At 53.5% G+C, this 13,623-nt stretch carries 15 protein-coding genes and 1 pseudogene; 6 read left to right on the top strand and 10 right to left on the bottom strand.

The annotated features are described in order from the left end of the window. Positions 1-226: 226 nt before the first annotated feature. From uvrD to lptM, 6 genes are all read right to left on the bottom strand, one after another. Positions 227-2,389, bottom strand: a complete 2,163-nt coding sequence (uvrD, locus tag J4685_RS21115; RefSeq protein WP_000383436.1) for a DNA helicase II — start codon at positions 2,387-2,389, stop codon at positions 227-229. A 135-nt stretch (positions 2,390-2,524) separates the two neighbouring features. Further along, the gene (gene yigB / locus J4685_RS21110) at positions 2,525-3,241 is read right to left on the bottom strand and encodes a 5-amino-6-(5-phospho-D-ribitylamino)uracil phosphatase YigB (RefSeq protein ID WP_001213560.1); all 717 of its coding nucleotides are present in this window, start codon (positions 3,239-3,241) and stop codon (positions 2,525-2,527) included. Next, a complete protein-coding gene (gene xerC / locus J4685_RS21105; RefSeq protein ID WP_000132867.1) occupies positions 3,241-4,143 on the bottom strand; it encodes a tyrosine recombinase XerC in 903 nt (300 codons plus the stop codon). Before xerC ends, yigB begins: the two co-directional genes overlap by 1 nt. After that, a complete protein-coding gene (locus tag J4685_RS21100; protein ID WP_000812763.1) occupies positions 4,140-4,847 on the bottom strand; it encodes a DUF484 domain-containing protein in 708 nt (235 codons plus the stop codon). Before J4685_RS21100 ends, xerC begins: the two co-directional genes overlap by 4 nt. Beyond that, entirely contained in the window at positions 4,844-5,668 is an 825-nt protein-coding gene (gene dapF / locus J4685_RS21095) for a diaminopimelate epimerase (protein ID WP_001160671.1), read from the bottom strand. Before dapF ends, J4685_RS21100 begins: the two co-directional genes overlap by 4 nt. A gap of 36 nt (positions 5,669-5,704) precedes the next feature. Next, positions 5,705-5,908 carry an LPS translocon maturation chaperone LptM gene (lptM, locus tag J4685_RS21090; protein ID WP_000799903.1) on the bottom strand — a complete coding sequence of 68 codons (204 nt, stop codon included), beginning with the start codon at positions 5,906-5,908 and terminating at the stop codon, positions 5,705-5,707. Positions 5,909-6,093: 185 nt separating this feature from the next. Between lptM and J4685_RS21085 the strand changes: the two genes are divergently transcribed. The 4 genes and pseudogenes from J4685_RS21085 (at position 6,094) to cyaY (ending at position 7,384) form a co-directional block, all read left to right on the top strand. Continuing rightward, on the top strand, positions 6,094-6,345 hold the full coding sequence (locus J4685_RS21085; RefSeq protein ID WP_001594384.1) for a hypothetical protein: 252 nt from the start codon (positions 6,094-6,096) through the stop codon (positions 6,343-6,345). Next, a pseudogene (locus tag J4685_RS21080) lies at positions 6,315-6,617 on the top strand (hypothetical protein); the annotation flags it as partial. The gene J4685_RS21085 and the pseudogene J4685_RS21080, both read left to right, overlap by 31 nt. Further along, on the top strand, positions 6,605-6,994 hold the full coding sequence (locus tag J4685_RS21075; protein WP_001125565.1) for a DUF3021 family protein: 390 nt from the start codon (positions 6,605-6,607) through the stop codon (positions 6,992-6,994). The pseudogene J4685_RS21080 and the gene J4685_RS21075, both read left to right, overlap by 13 nt. 69 nt (positions 6,995-7,063) lie before the next feature. After that, a complete protein-coding gene (gene cyaY / locus J4685_RS21070) occupies positions 7,064-7,384 on the top strand; it encodes an iron donor protein CyaY (RefSeq protein WP_000999916.1) in 321 nt (106 codons plus the stop codon). Between the two features lie 70 nt (positions 7,385-7,454). Here cyaY and J4685_RS21065 read toward each other — a convergent pair whose 3' ends face one another. The 4 genes from J4685_RS21065 to cyaA form a co-directional block, all read right to left on the bottom strand. Further along, a complete protein-coding gene (locus tag J4685_RS21065; protein ID WP_001641751.1) occupies positions 7,455-7,817 on the bottom strand; it encodes a hypothetical protein in 363 nt (120 codons plus the stop codon). Between the two features lie 11 nt (positions 7,818-7,828). After that, entirely contained in the window at positions 7,829-8,371 is a 543-nt protein-coding gene (locus J4685_RS21060) for an STM3941 family protein (RefSeq protein ID WP_001727010.1), read from the bottom strand. Positions 8,372-8,556: 185 nt separating this feature from the next. Further along, positions 8,557-8,910 (bottom strand): hypothetical protein, encoded by a 354-nt coding sequence (locus tag J4685_RS21055; RefSeq protein ID WP_000752581.1) that lies wholly within the window; start codon positions 8,908-8,910, stop codon positions 8,557-8,559. 107 nt (positions 8,911-9,017) lie between these two features. After that, entirely contained in the window at positions 9,018-11,564 is a 2,547-nt protein-coding gene (gene cyaA, locus J4685_RS21050) for a class I adenylate cyclase (protein WP_000281717.1), read from the bottom strand. Positions 11,565-11,940: 376 nt separating this feature from the next. Here cyaA and hemC point away from each other — a divergent pair, with 376 nt between their 5' ends. Continuing rightward, the gene (hemC, locus tag J4685_RS21045; RefSeq protein ID WP_001521319.1) at positions 11,941-12,882 is read left to right on the top strand and encodes a hydroxymethylbilane synthase; all 942 of its coding nucleotides are present in this window, start codon (positions 11,941-11,943) and stop codon (positions 12,880-12,882) included. Then, positions 12,879-13,619, top strand: a complete 741-nt coding sequence (gene hemD, locus J4685_RS21040; RefSeq protein ID WP_000025494.1) for a uroporphyrinogen-III synthase — start codon at positions 12,879-12,881, stop codon at positions 13,617-13,619. The genes hemC and hemD overlap by 4 nt, the downstream gene beginning before the upstream one ends. Positions 13,620-13,623 lie beyond the last annotated feature (4 nt).

Genomic DNA, 13,623 nt, shown 5'->3' with positions numbered 1-13,623 from the left:
TGTTACGCCAGCAAAAATTTGCCGTCAACACGCAACGAAACGCGAAAAAGCAATAATTTCCCCTTATGCAGAAAGGTTAGCAGAGTGAGAGTATTTATCTATGATTTCAGAATATTAACATCAATATATCGCCGGATGGCGGCTTCGCCTTATCCGGCCTACAAATCAAAATGTTAGCCAGCGCGTAGGCCGGATAAGACGCGCCACCCGGCACTATGAGAGTCGGTCAAACCGTTTCCAGCTTCGCATACGCGGCAACCAGCCATTTGATCCCTTGCCCCTGAAAAGCCACCTGCAACCGGCTATGCTCGCCGCTGCCCTCCAGGTTGACAATAGTTCCCTCGCCGAACTTCGCATGGCGCACGCGTTGGCCGAGTTTGTAGCCTGTGTCGTTTTCCGCCAGCGGCGTTCCCATTCGTTGATGGCTCACCGGACGACTGACGGTGGCGCGCAGACGGACCTCTTCCACGCACTCCTCCGGCAACTCGCCGATGAAACGCGACGGGCGATGGTAGACCTCTTTACCGTACAGACGACGCGTTTCGGCATAGGTTAGCGTCAGTTTCTGCATGGCACGGGTAACGCCGACGTAGGCCAGACGACGCTCCTCTTCCAAACGCCCGCCCTCATCCAGCGACATCTGGCTGGGGAACATGCCCTCTTCCATGCCGACAATAAACACCTGTGGAAACTCCAGGCCTTTGGCCGAGTGCAGCGTCATCAGCTGCACCGCATCCTGCCAGGTATCCGCCTGCCCCTCGCCCGCTTCCAGCGCCGCGTGAGAGAGGAAGGCCTGCAACGGCATCAAATCTTCATCTTCGTCGTTGTAGCTGAACTGCCGCGTCGCCGTCACCAGTTCCTCTAAGTTTTCGATGCGCGTCTGGCCTTTCTCGCCTTTTTCTTGCTCATACATGGTGCGCAGGCCGGAATCTTTGATCACTCGGTCAGTCTGCACATGCAGCGGCATGTCGGCGGTTTCCTGCGCCAGGGCGTCGATCAGTTCCATAAAGCGTTGCAGCGCGCTGGCCGCACGCCCGGCCAGGGCTTTTTCCTGTAACAATTCACGGCACGCCTGCCACAATGTTAGCTGGCGATCGCGCGAGGTCTGGCGCACCACGTCCAGCGTGCGGTCGCCGATGCCGCGCGTTGGGGTATTCACCACGCGTTCAAAGGCAGCATCATCGTTGCGATTGGCAATCAAACGCAGATAAGAGAGCGCATCTTTGATCTCCTGGCGTTCGAAGAAGCGCATCCCGCCGTAAATGCGGTACGGCATGCTGGCCTGTAATAACGCTTCTTCCAGCACGCGCGACTGGGCGTTGCTGCGATAAAGGATGGCGCATTGCGCAAGCGCGCCGCCGTTGTCCTGCCAGGTTTTGATACGGTTAACCACAAAGCGCGCTTCATCCAGCTCGTTGAAAGCGCAGTACAGCGATATCGGTTCGCCATCAACGCCGTCAGTCCACAGCTTTTTACCCAAACGCCCGTTGTTGTTTTCAATCAGAGCGTTCGCCGCGCTAAGGATGTTGCTGGTCGAGCGGTAATTCTGCTCCAGACGAATGGTCTGCGCGCCGGGGAAATCATTCAGGAAGCGCTGGATGTTCTCTACCTGGGCCCCGCGCCAGCCGTAGATCGACTGGTCATCGTCGCCAACAATCATCACTTTACCGGTATCGCCCGCCAGCAGACGAACCCAGGCGTACTGAATGTTGTTGGTATCCTGGAATTCGTCCACCAGGATGTTAGTAAACCGCTCGCGATAGTGTTGCAGGATGTGCGGCTTGTTCAGCCATAGCTCATGAGCGCGCAGCAGTAGCTCGGCGAAATCCACCAGACCAGCGCGATCGCACGCTTCCTGATAGGCCTGATACACCTTCTGCCAGGTCTGCTCCACCGGGTTGCCATAGCTTTGGATATGGTGCGGGCGTAGCCCTTCGTCTTTCTGGCTATTGATGTACCACATCGCCTGACGCGGCGGCCACTGCTTCTCATCGAGGTTCATCGCCTTAATCAGGCGTTTAAGCAAACGCATCTGATCTTCGCTGTCGAGAATCTGGAAATCCTGCGGCAAATTAGCGTCCATATGATGCGCGCGCAGCAGGCGGTGCGCCAGACCGTGGAACGTCCCTACCCACATTCCGCCCTGGCTGGTCCCCATCAACTGGCCAATACGATGGCGCATTTCCGCCGCCGCTTTGTTGGTAAAGGTCACCGCCATGATGGAGTATGGCGAGTTGTTTTCTACGCTCAGTAACCAGGCGATACGGTGCACCAGCACGCGGGTTTTCCCGCTTCCCGCGCCCGCCAGCACCAGCATGTTGCTACGTGGCGCGGCCACCGCTTCGCGCTGTTTATCATTAAGGCTGTCGAGCAGGTAAGAAACGTCCATTGGCACCGCCGCGTAAAAACATGAAAACTAAAAACGCCCGGTGGCGCTTCGCTTACCGGGGCTACTTATCGTAGGGCGGATAAGCATAGCGCCATCCGCCAGAATAACTGGGAATTTATACAGAACTACTGGTGATTATATCAGCGAGGTGAGAGATGCCAACCGCGAAATTTCGATATGCGGCAGTAAACGGCTGTCCTGCGTCCGCATCAGGTCGGCATTTTCAGGTTTAATCCAGCAGGCCTGCATCCCACAGCGAATAGCGCCAGCCACATCGGTAGTCAGATCATCGCCGACATGCAGGATCTCGCCGATCGGCACATGCAGTTTTTCCGCCGCCAGGAAATACATGTCGCTAAACGGCTTGGAACGTCCATCCGGGCCGGCGCGCAGTACAAACTTAAAGTAATCGCCGAGGCCAAACAGTTCCGGCTGGGCATTGCCGTTAGTGATCGCCACCAGCGGCCATTTTTTCGCAAGCTGCTGTAACGTCTCATGGGTAGCCTGCGGAACCTCAATCTGGCTGCGCCATTTGGCAAAATGCATCATCGCCGCATTCGCGCCGGCAATGGCCTCCTGCGCCGATAATCCCGCATCCCGCATGGCCTGCTCTATCGCACGATGGCGCCAGCGGGTAACGTCATGATAGATTTCCGGCTCCGCTTCACGCACCGCCTGCCGTATCCGCTGTAAATCGACGTTTTGAAACGAACGTAGCGACGGGTGATAATTTTGCATAAAAGCGAGCGCTTCCTGCTCAGTACGCAAAATCACCGGACGGTTATCATAAAGGGTATCATCCAGGTCAAAGGTGAGCGCGGCAATACGCCCCAAAGGCCGGTAAAAACGCATTATTTCCCCCGTTTAGCGCGCGGATGCGCCGCGTCGTACACTGAAGCAAGATGTTGAAAATCAAGATGAGTATAAATTTGGGTAGTGGAAAGGTTGGCATGACCCAGCAGCTCTTGCACGCCGCGCAGATCGCCGCTCGATTCCAGCATATGGGTCGCGAACGAATGGCGCAGCTTATGTGGATGCACGTGGCTGTTTAGCCCCTGCTTTATGCCCCATTCGGCGAACCGTTTTTGGACATTGCGCGCGGAGATACGCTTGCCGAGCTTCGACAGGAATAACGCCTCTTCATCGCTGGCGAACAGGCCGCGCAGATCCAGCCAGTGCTCAATCCACGTCACCGCGTTACGGCCAATCGGCAGGCGTCGCTCTTTGCTGCCTTTACCCATTACCCACACTTCGCCGGTATCAAGATCGAGGTGCTTTATATCCAGGCCAACCAGTTCGGATAAACGCAGCCCCGCGCCGTACATGACCTCCAGCATCGCCCGGTCACGTACGGCGAGCGGATCGTTAAGATCGATGTCCAGCAGGCGGTTAACGTCGTCGACATCAATATTTTTCGGCAGATGACGCGGCGCTTTCGGTGCGGAGACGCCCTTCGCCGGGTTAGCTTTCAATTCGCCCTGACTGACTAACCAGTCAAAAAAGCTTCGCAATGCCGAGAGACGTAGCGCCAGACTGGCAGGGCCAAGCCCTTTGCGCCGACTGCGCACCGCAAAACTGCGCACAATCGCAGCGTCACATTGTTGCCAGCTTTTCAGCCCGGTTTCTCCGGCTAAAGCGATAATGGCATCAAGCTGACGCTGGTAGTTCAGCAGGGTAATGGGGCTAAGCTGGCGCTCCACGTCTAAATAGCGCAGGAACCGCGAGACATCCAGAGAAAGCGCGACATCCGTCATACGCGTTTAATCCAGCGTTCCAGCAGTTCCGGCAGCATCAGCGCGATCTCCTGTAAAAGCTGCGTCCCCTGCCCCGGCTGATAGTGGTGCGGGTCACGGCTGCTGAAGAGAATCACCCCGAGGTCGCCATCGCTGCCCATCATCGACATAGCTACCGAGCCTACAGCCTTCGCCTCCGGCAAGACCACCAGCAGTTCCGGGCCGTTTAGCGGGCCAAGATAATGCTGCGACTGTCCCAGTCGTTGAATACGCAGCGGCTCGAAGGCCTGACGGTTTAAAGCCAGATGCGTATAGCGCGATGGCGCGCCAAGACGCCACCGATCCGGGAACAAACGCAGCGTCGCGCCGGCAAGCCCCAAATCGCGCGCCCAGCGGTGAAACCGCACCAGCATCTCATCCAGACTATCCGCGGCGACCAGACGGCTTTGCAGATGCAGCAAGCGATAAAACAGGCTTTCATTGGCATGAGCCTGTTCCATCAGCAGCGTCATATTTTCTTCAAGCACATTGATGTGATTACGCGCGCGGGCCATATGCCACTCAACGAGCGAAACCGTTCCCCGCACGGGATGTGGAACACGCATCGCTTCCACGGCATGGGCGTTACGGATAAAAAACTCAGGGTGGTGGCGCAGGTAATCGACGACCGCTCGATCGTCCAGTTCCGTGAGCGTTTCCTGTAGTTCTTCCTCTGGTTGCTTCATAAATGGATAAATCCGTCGTAGATATGTGCCGCCGGACCAGTCATGTATAACGGATGACCCGGACCTTTCCAGGCGATATCCAGCCGACCGCCCGGTAATTCCACGCGTACTTCTTCAGCCAGCAGCCCCTGCTGAATCCCCACGGCAACGGCAGCGCACGCGCCGCTGCCGCACGCGCGGGTCTCCCCTGCGCCGCGTTCATAGACTCGCAGCCGGATATGCTCACGTCTTACAACCTGCATAAAACCAATGTTGGCGCGTTCCGGAAAACGCTCATGGCTTTCCAGAACCGGCCCCAGTGTTTCAACGGCCGCCGTGTCGACGTTATCAACCTGAATGACACAGTGCGGATTACCCATTGAAACCACGCCGCACAATATGGTCTGTTCCGCCGCTCGCATAATATACGTCTTTTCCGCTTTGTTGGCGCGAAAAGGCACCTGCGCGGGTTCAAAGTTTGGCTCGCCCATATTGACGCGTACCAGTTCATCTTCCGTGACGCTCAGTACCATCCGGCCATTCGCGGTACTGACCCGAATGTCGCGTTTATTGGTTAGCCCTTTCAGGCGAACAAATCGCGCGAAACAGCGCGCGCCATTGCCGCACTGCGAGACTTCACTGCCGTCGGCGTTGAAGATGCGGTAATGAAAGTCCAACTCAGGATCATAGGGCGGCTCAACCACCAGCAGCTGATCGAACCCTACGCCCAAGTGTCTGTCGGATAGCCGACGAATCAGTTCCGGCGAAAAAAAGACATTCTGCGTTACCGCGTCGACGACCATAAAATCGTTGCCAAGGCCATGCATTTTAGAGAATTGCATCATTCACTCCGTTCACGCGGGGACAGAAAACTATCCTCAGTAATTGACCTGGGACGGGCCATCTCCCGTTGCGCGATCGTTCTTATCGGGCATCGTGGACTGCGTTTGCGAATCGACTTTTTTCGTCGGCGGCGGCGCATTTTTATCGGCTGGCGGGAAATAAAGCGGCCCTTTCAAACCGCAGCCCGTCAGGCTGAACAGAGTCAGAAGTACAGCGAGTGTCTTAAACACGTTTTTCATTATGGATTGCCTGTAAGTTCATGCTTTCTATTTTCTATCATCGCAGGAGAAGGCGTAAAAGCAAGCGTTTAGGGGCTCTTTATAAAATCTGAAAAGCGGCGCGTTGCCATGATTATTGCGCATTTACATCAGGAAACATGCTTTGCTCATCACTTTAGGTTTACGTACCACGTCCGGATGACCTTATGCAATATCGTAATTTGTTTTGCCTTTTTTCGCTTTCACTTCTGCTACCTCCCGCCTGGGGATGCCGGCTGAGTGAATCTCCGCACAATGTTTATCAACGGCAAGGCAGCGGCGTGGTTTATCTCCAGCCAGAAGAGGAGAACAATCTTTCGTTGCCGGAGGTGAATTTCAAACGCCTGCGTCGGTTACCCAATTCATTGATTAACCCGGCAAATCAGGGCTGGAACTGGATAGCCCAGCCCCCTTCCTGAACCGGGAAATTAACGCCGGAAAAGAGCATGGCTATTTTATGCGTGATAGCCAGCAAGGTCAGGGTATTCATGTCTTTAGCATCAATGGGACGCTAAAAGTCACCAAGCGTTTTGCGTATGACAACCGCTATGTTTATACGTGGATTGGCAGCCAGCTTTACCGAACAGCATCCCCCTGCCCGGATAAGACGCATACTCTGAATAGGAACGTCATGTACACCAATAATAAAGATATCATCATCATAACGCAGGCGCAGGAATGCCAAAAATGACGCCGCTAAACCGTTTTGCGCGTTTGAATAAACATCTGAAAAACGCCCTTCGGGGCGTGGGGATCGGTTCATGCATTTACGTCATTGTTGAAAGCGTTATGCACGGCACGATAAACGGTGTTGAAGCTGCCGGAGTCCTGACGATAAGCGCGGTACTCGGTCTGCTTAGCGCTCTTTTGGATATCAAAGCAAAGCCGCGCGCCCCCTTAATCCTGTTGCATTTTCTCCTCTGCGGCGGCTGCGTCGCGCTGATGGTGGCAATGCTGTCGGCTCTGAACCATTTCCCGGTTAACGCGTCCGTCATACTTATCACCAGTGCGCTATTTATCGTCATTTATCTACCGCTGGGTTTTATCCTTTACCGCTCACAACGGTAATTCGTATCGGTTCCAGAAGCTGACGCTTCCCCTTATACTGGCGCTATCACTCAATAGCGAGATAAAACAATGAACGACAGTGAATTTCATCGCCTGGCTGACGCCCTGTGGCTCACCATTGAAGAATGCCTCGATAGCTGGGACGGCGATAGCGATATCGACTGCGAAATCAACGGCGGCGTGCTGACCCTCAGCTTTGAGAACGGCAGTAAGATCATTATTAACCGTCAGGAGCCGTTGCACCAGGTATGGCTGGCGACCAAACAGAGCGGCTATCACTTTGACCTGAAAGGTGACGAGTGGATTTGCGATCGCAGCGGCGAAACCTTCTGGGAGCTGCTGGAGCAGGCGGCGACGCAGCAAGCGGGTGAAAAGGTGAGTTTTCGCTAAGTTTTAATTCCGCAGGAGAGCCAGAAGAATAGCGCTTTCCTGCATATATTTAACGAGATATGCGGTCGTATTACCAACCCCGAAATGTGAAATACAGCCAGGTTGCCAGAAACAGCGCGGGCCATACACTCAACCAACCAACCCAAAAACCGTAGCGTTGCCAAAAGGTTAGATTAAATAGTGGCTTCTGCTCGGTAAAAAGTTGACGTAACGCTGGTGACCAACGTTTTTCCTTGATTTCATTGCTGCAATGCTTGCATATCGCTAAACCAAACTTATCTCTTTTTCTCGCTTGAGACAAACCACATGTACGGGTCCTTTTTTGGCGAATAATCAACCATACATCCTGATTATTACAATAAGGGCATGTTTCATGTGTGGGTAGGGTTGCCAGAGGCAGCACATCAATATGGTGAGTAATAACAAAAAACATATATCTCTACCCTATTGTTCCAGGTTTCTGGCAACAGCCATTTTAAAAATATCCTGTAACTCATCCGAGTCATAATCGAGATCGTTTAGAGAGATATTCATCACGCGATTACTTTCATGCTTATTCAATAATGACAGAAAATTATTACGCATTTTCTCATTAGTAATTCGCTGACAATAAAGCTCAACATCTTTGACAAAAACGGCCAGCACAGGCGTATTATCGCTAACACGCTCACCAACATAGTCGATTTCATGCCAGTAAACTATTGGTAGTCTGGTTGTGTGTAATGTTACTCCCTCCTGGTTCAACGTTAGCTGTGGCTTTCCTGAAAAGGCAGAGTACCAGTAAGCACTTGCGCCTGCTATCATGAGGAGTATTAAAAAAACACACACCATCTTTAGCATAATACTATAATTTAGAAAGAGGCTCATCATAAGAGCTATAGCTACCACTGAATAAAACAGAGCTAATTTTATTTGTCGTTTCTTATTCACGTAAATAAGAATAGGGTTGTTTATTGACATATAATATCCTTTTATAAAAACATCCATAAGAAACCATTAAAGAGCTTTTGTTTCTAATATGGTTTTTCAAAACATATTTACGAAAACAATGAAGAACGCGATAGCGTTTTGAACGGTCTGAATATTACTACATAAATTGTATAAGAAAAAATATTGTCTAAACCTTGTTCCGCTCAATGAGCATTCTTCGAATGTAGGCTGGATAAGGCGCGTTAGCGCCGCCATCCGGCACAGTATCGCTCTAAAGCCATAACCATATTGATAAGAATAATGGCCGCACATGTGAGCATTAACGCGATAAAAAACAAAAAGGCGATACCGTACAATCCCCATCCCAGGTCATAGAGAAAATGGTAATTGTCGCAGGAGATGATCACATCCAGGCCGGGGCATACTTTTCCCCATCGCCCCCAGTAAGACGCATCCCAGAGTTGCAAACTGGCCATGCTGGCGCATAGCGAGAGCAGGCACCCAGCAGATATAAAACAGAATAACTTATTTATAAGAATGAAGCCGAGGCTGACCATCGCCATGACTATCCCTAACAAAATGAACGCATCTGCCACCTCAAACCTCCTCCTGTAAACCAAATGCGGAGGTCACGGTAACGAAGTTGGGTGAAGTTAATGTGAAGCGGTGAACGCCGGCCGGGCAGCTTTGCCCGGCGCAGCACTTACGAAAAATACTGCTGCAATAGCGGCGCGTCATGATCCTGGTTTGCTGGCGGCACGGTGTTGATAGGCTGCGTACGGAATGGGATCACCTGCGCGCGGCCATCGGTTTTCACTATCTGGTAGAACTGCGGCAGGTTAAAGTTGATAAAACTGGAGCCATACGTGAAGCGATCGTGCGATGACGAATAGAAGCGACTGACGTCGCGCACCAGTTCTTCCTTGCTACCCTCGCAGTGGTGATACACTTCCGCCCGGTTACTTTCATCCAGAATATAAATATTAAAGCCTTTCTCATCGCCCGTTTCTTCAAAGAAGAACTGGATAATCCCTTCGTTGGCGAAGCCATCCACCACTGACGGCAATTTCACCTGGTTGGTTTCCACCTGTACCGACAGCCCGTGCAGCTTGTTATGCGAAATCGCGCCGTAGAATTCGATAGCGTTCTCCAGCTTCTGCACCGAGACATTCAAGCGTTCGAAGAATAGCCCCCACGTCTGCCCGGAAACCCGCAGCGCCTTGAAGCGACCGGTCTCCTGACGGGTGCTGGAAAGACGTAGCTCGATACATTCGGAGACCAGTTGCTGCACGCGGGTGCGAATCAGACCGCGAAGATGCTGACTGTAGCAGAACACCTCCACGCTATCCGGCGGCGCGGCATCCTGGTGCATTTTCCCCAGAATCGTTTTCAGCGCTTCGATCATCGCCTGCTCGCCGTTAAAGTGCAGAGTACGCACTTCGTTCCACGAGTTGCGATATAACAAGTCGATACTGCCTATCAGACAGTTTTGCTCTTCGCCAAAGCTGAAAACGTCCAGCTTACGGAAGTCAAAATGGACCACTTTATTGCGAAACGCCGCCGTCGGGTCATATTCGAGGTTAACGATAATCGCCAGATGGCGAATTTCACAGGGGCTGTAGAGCGCTTTCGGCGTCGGAGCAGGCAAGCGCAGCGGGAAATGGTGCGAAACATCGGCGACCATCTCCTGCAACTTAGGCAGGTCGACAATACCGTTGCCCTTAATAAACAGATGCGTTCGCGACGTCAGCAGGCCGTTGAACCACGCCCACGCGACCAACTTATTAAGATAACGGTTATATTCCAGCGGCTGATGGCTGATGATGGAATCCATGTTCGGCGCGCGGTTGTAGAGATACCAGCCTGAACGGTTGGCACGTCCCGGCGGCACATGGATAAAGGTTAAATTCGGCTCAGACAGATCCGGCGATATCTGCGGGTTCACCAGCGTGACTTTACCCGGCAACGCTTCAAACGCCGCGTACAGCTTACGCGTCAGTACGCCGATATCCTGCGGGCTGGCACTCACGCTGAGGTTGTTGCGCCGCGCAAAGCGAATCAGATTACGATAGCTTTGCATCATTGCGTCGAGCAATTCGTTGTGGGCTTCGCGCACCTGATCGATTTTCCAGTTTGCGCGATTATCGAGCATGGTCAGACGCGCGTCGTCCCATCCCCACTCGCTGACCAACTGGCTTAATACTTCCCGACGCCAGCCTACGCAGGCGCGCTCGCGACTTAATTTCTCGCACACTTTCAGGTAAAAGCAGCGGCGGACTAAATCCAGCCGCGTCGGATCTTCAATCGCCGTCAGGTATTCAGTGACCCGTTCCAGCATCATGCAGTAGGGATCGAGTCCAAACGACACGATTTCACCGTCATGCAGACGTTGTTTAATGTCTTTCGCCAGCAGACGTGGGTTGGGGTATTCCCATGAATAGGCTTCCAGCAACAGCGTTTTCAGCACCGCTTTGTACGGCGAGTCAATGCTCTTGTATAGCTGCCACAGGCTGGCGCCAAAGTACTCTTCGGCGGAGAGCGAGCTTAAGCCCCCCAGATCCAGCCATTCGTTTGGCGTTAATACGCCCTGCGCGTAGAGCGTCATGACATAGTCGTCGTAATGCTCTTCTTCGTCGCACGGCACCATGCTCCACAGGATACGCTTCCCGGCCAGGCGCACAGCGGTACGATAAAACTCATCAAGCAACAGGATATGCTGCGTAGAACCACAGTCTTCCCCGCCCAGACTGCCGCTTTCGTTATGGCGGAAACGGTTCTCGTCGATTAGGAAGAAGCTCACCTCAACGCCAAGCGAGGCGGCCCAGCTTTCCAGCAGGCTACACTTACGTTGCAGCAACTGACGCTCTTCGCCGTCGAGCCAGGACTGATGGCACACCCAGATATCCAGGTCGGACGAGCAGCTCTGCCCGACCGAGGAGGTGCTGCCCATGGTGTAAACGCCGGTAATCGGCAACTCGCCCTTCGGCGGATCCTGCGGCGTCATACCGCGGTACAGCTCAAGTTCGTTCAGATAGTGGCGTTGGGTTTCATCAGGCGTGTAGAAGCAAATACCGCTGGGAACGTTACCATCAAGGTAACCCGGCATCAGTGGATGGTGATAGTGCAATAATGTCGGCAGAAGACTGTAAACCTGCTGAAAAGCGGGTCCCATGGCAGCAAGCGCGCGATCCACACGCAGTTGATTTATGGCATCCAGTCTCTGTTTCAGAGTCTCAATATAGAGGTACAAGACGTATCGCCTGATGTTGCTACCCGTCATGGTGCAGGTCAGTACTTCACCGTCGCCATTCGGGATAAACCGTATGTCAAAAATAACCGTTACCCTTTCTCGCCTGCATATTTTTATCTAATACCGACGAAAAAATGGTCTAAAACGTGATCAATTTAACACCTTGCTCATTGACCGTAAAGAAAGATGCGCTACATACAAGTGTAGCACCGTTCGCTGCGTGTAAATTCTTAAATACGGGCTGGCGGTTTCTCGTCATTATTCACTGTCATTGACGACACTGCGCCTTATCCTCTCACTCACGGTGACCGGAAAACTAACATACTCTCTATAAGGATGTTAGGATGGTCAATGATTGATAATGACGGTAACAAGCATGTTAGACAATGTTTTAAGAATTGCCACACGCCAAAGTCCCCTTGCGCTTTGGCAGGCACATTATGTCAAAGACGCATTGATGGCAACCCATCCGGGACTGACGGTAGAACTGGTGCCGATGGTCACACGCGGCGACGTGATTCTCGATACTCCCCTGGCGAAAGTGGGCGGTAAGGGACTGTTTGTTAAAGAGCTTGAAATCGCGCTGCTGGAAAAACGCGCTGATATCGCCGTGCACTCAATGAAAGACGTTCCGGTGGCCTTCCCGGACGGTCTCGGTCTGGTGACCATTTGCGAGCGCGAAGATCCGCGCGACGCGTTTGTCTCGAATAAATATCACAGTCTGGACGATCTGCCCGCGGGTAGTATCGTCGGGACGTCCAGTTTGCGTCGACAGTGTCAACTGGCGGAACGCCGTCCGGATCTCATTATCCGTTCGTTGCGCGGCAACGTCGGCACACGTCTCGGCAAGCTGGATAACGGCGACTATGACGCCATTATCCTGGCCGTGGCCGGTCTGAAACGCTTAGGTCTGGAGTCGCGCATTCGCACAGCCTTGCCGCCCGACGTTTCGCTTCCTGCCGTAGGCCAGGGCGCCGTCGGGATTGAGTGTCGTCTTGACGACGCGCGAACACAGGCGCTGCTCGCACCGTTGAATCACTCGCAAACCGCGCTACGTGTAACGGCGGAACGCGCTATGAACACCCGCCTGGAAGGCGGATGTCAGGTGCCGATTGGCAGCTATGCAGAAATCATCAACGGTGAAATTTGGTTACGCGCGCTGGTTGGCGCACCGGACGGTTCGGTGATGGTGCGCGGCGAACGTCGTGGTTCTCCCGAGCAGGCGGAGCAAATGGGCATCTCGCTTGCAGAGGAACTGCTGGAAAACGGCGCACGCGCGATTCTGACAGAAGTTTATAACGGCGAGACGCCCGCATGAGTATTCTGATCACCCGCCCCTCTCCCGCAGGGGAAGCGTTAGTGAGCCGTCTGCGCGCACTGGGGCAGGTGGCCTGGAGTTTTCCACTGATTGAATTTGTCGCCGGCCGGGAGCTACCCACCCTGGCCGACCGCCTGGCGACGCTGACGGAAAACGATCTGGTTTTTGCCCTTTCACAGCACGCCGTCGCCTTTGCTCACGCCCAGCTCCAGCGGGATGGCCGAAACTGGCCTGCGTCGCCGCGCTATTTCGCGATTGGCCGCACCACGGCGCTCGCCCTTCATACCGTTAGCGGGTTCGATATTCGTTATCCATTGGATCGGGAAATCAGCGAAGCCTTGCTACAATTACCTGAATTACAAAATATTGCGGGCAAACGCGCGCTGATTTTGCGTGGCAATGGCGGCCGCGAACTGCTGGGCGAAACCCTGACAGCTCGCGGAGCCGAAGTCAGTTTTTGTGAATGTTATCAACGATGTGCGAAACATTACGATGGCGCGGAAGAAGCGATGCGCTGGCATACTCGCGGCGTAACAACGCTTGTTGTTACCAGCGGCGAGATGTTGCAACGGCTCTGGTCGCTGACTCCCGAGTGGTATCGTGAGCACTGGTTACTACGCTGTCGGCTATTGGTCGTCAGTGAACGTCTGGCGCACCTTGCCCGGGAGCTGGGCTGGCAAGATATTAAGGTCGCTGATAACGCCGACAACGATGCGCTGTTGCGCGCATTACAATAACTCT

It is taken from the genome of Salmonella sp. 32100201201700099SM, assembly GCF_017572645.1.
Taxonomy (GTDB): domain Bacteria; phylum Pseudomonadota; class Gammaproteobacteria; order Enterobacterales; family Enterobacteriaceae; genus Salmonella; species Salmonella enterica.
Note: the sequence above shows the minus strand (reverse complement) of the source record. Positions and strands in the feature narration are given on the sequence as shown.

What these genes read in the sequence shown, in the direction of transcription:
- uvrD (WP_000383436.1), bottom strand. Translation starts at nt 2,389, where the DNA reads ATGGACGTTTCTTACCTGCTCGACAGCCTTAATGATAAACAGCGCGAA.
- yigB (WP_001213560.1), bottom strand. Translation starts at nt 3,241, where the DNA reads ATGCGTTTTTACCGGCCTTTGGGGCGTATTGCCGCGCTCACCTTTGAC.
- xerC (WP_000132867.1), bottom strand. Translation starts at nt 4,143, where the DNA reads ATGACGGATGTCGCGCTTTCTCTGGATGTCTCGCGGTTCCTGCGCTAT.
- J4685_RS21100 (WP_000812763.1), bottom strand. Translation starts at nt 4,847, where the DNA reads ATGAAGCAACCAGAGGAAGAACTACAGGAAACGCTCACGGAACTGGAC.
- dapF (WP_001160671.1), bottom strand. Translation starts at nt 5,668, where the DNA reads ATGCAATTCTCTAAAATGCATGGCCTTGGCAACGATTTTATGGTCGTC.
- lptM (WP_000799903.1), bottom strand. Translation starts at nt 5,908, where the DNA reads ATGAAAAACGTGTTTAAGACACTCGCTGTACTTCTGACTCTGTTCAGC.
- J4685_RS21085 (WP_001594384.1), top strand. Translation starts at nt 6,094, where the DNA reads ATGCAATATCGTAATTTGTTTTGCCTTTTTTCGCTTTCACTTCTGCTA.
- J4685_RS21075 (WP_001125565.1), top strand. Translation starts at nt 6,605, where the DNA reads ATGCCAAAAATGACGCCGCTAAACCGTTTTGCGCGTTTGAATAAACAT.
- cyaY (WP_000999916.1), top strand. Translation starts at nt 7,064, where the DNA reads ATGAACGACAGTGAATTTCATCGCCTGGCTGACGCCCTGTGGCTCACC.
- J4685_RS21065 (WP_001641751.1), bottom strand. Translation starts at nt 7,817, where the DNA reads ATGTTTTTTGTTATTACTCACCATATTGATGTGCTGCCTCTGGCAACC.
- J4685_RS21060 (WP_001727010.1), bottom strand. Translation starts at nt 8,371, where the DNA reads ATGGATGTTTTTATAAAAGGATATTATATGTCAATAAACAACCCTATT.
- hemC (WP_001521319.1), top strand. Translation starts at nt 11,941, where the DNA reads ATGTTAGACAATGTTTTAAGAATTGCCACACGCCAAAGTCCCCTTGCG.
- hemD (WP_000025494.1), top strand. Translation starts at nt 12,879, where the DNA reads ATGAGTATTCTGATCACCCGCCCCTCTCCCGCAGGGGAAGCGTTAGTG.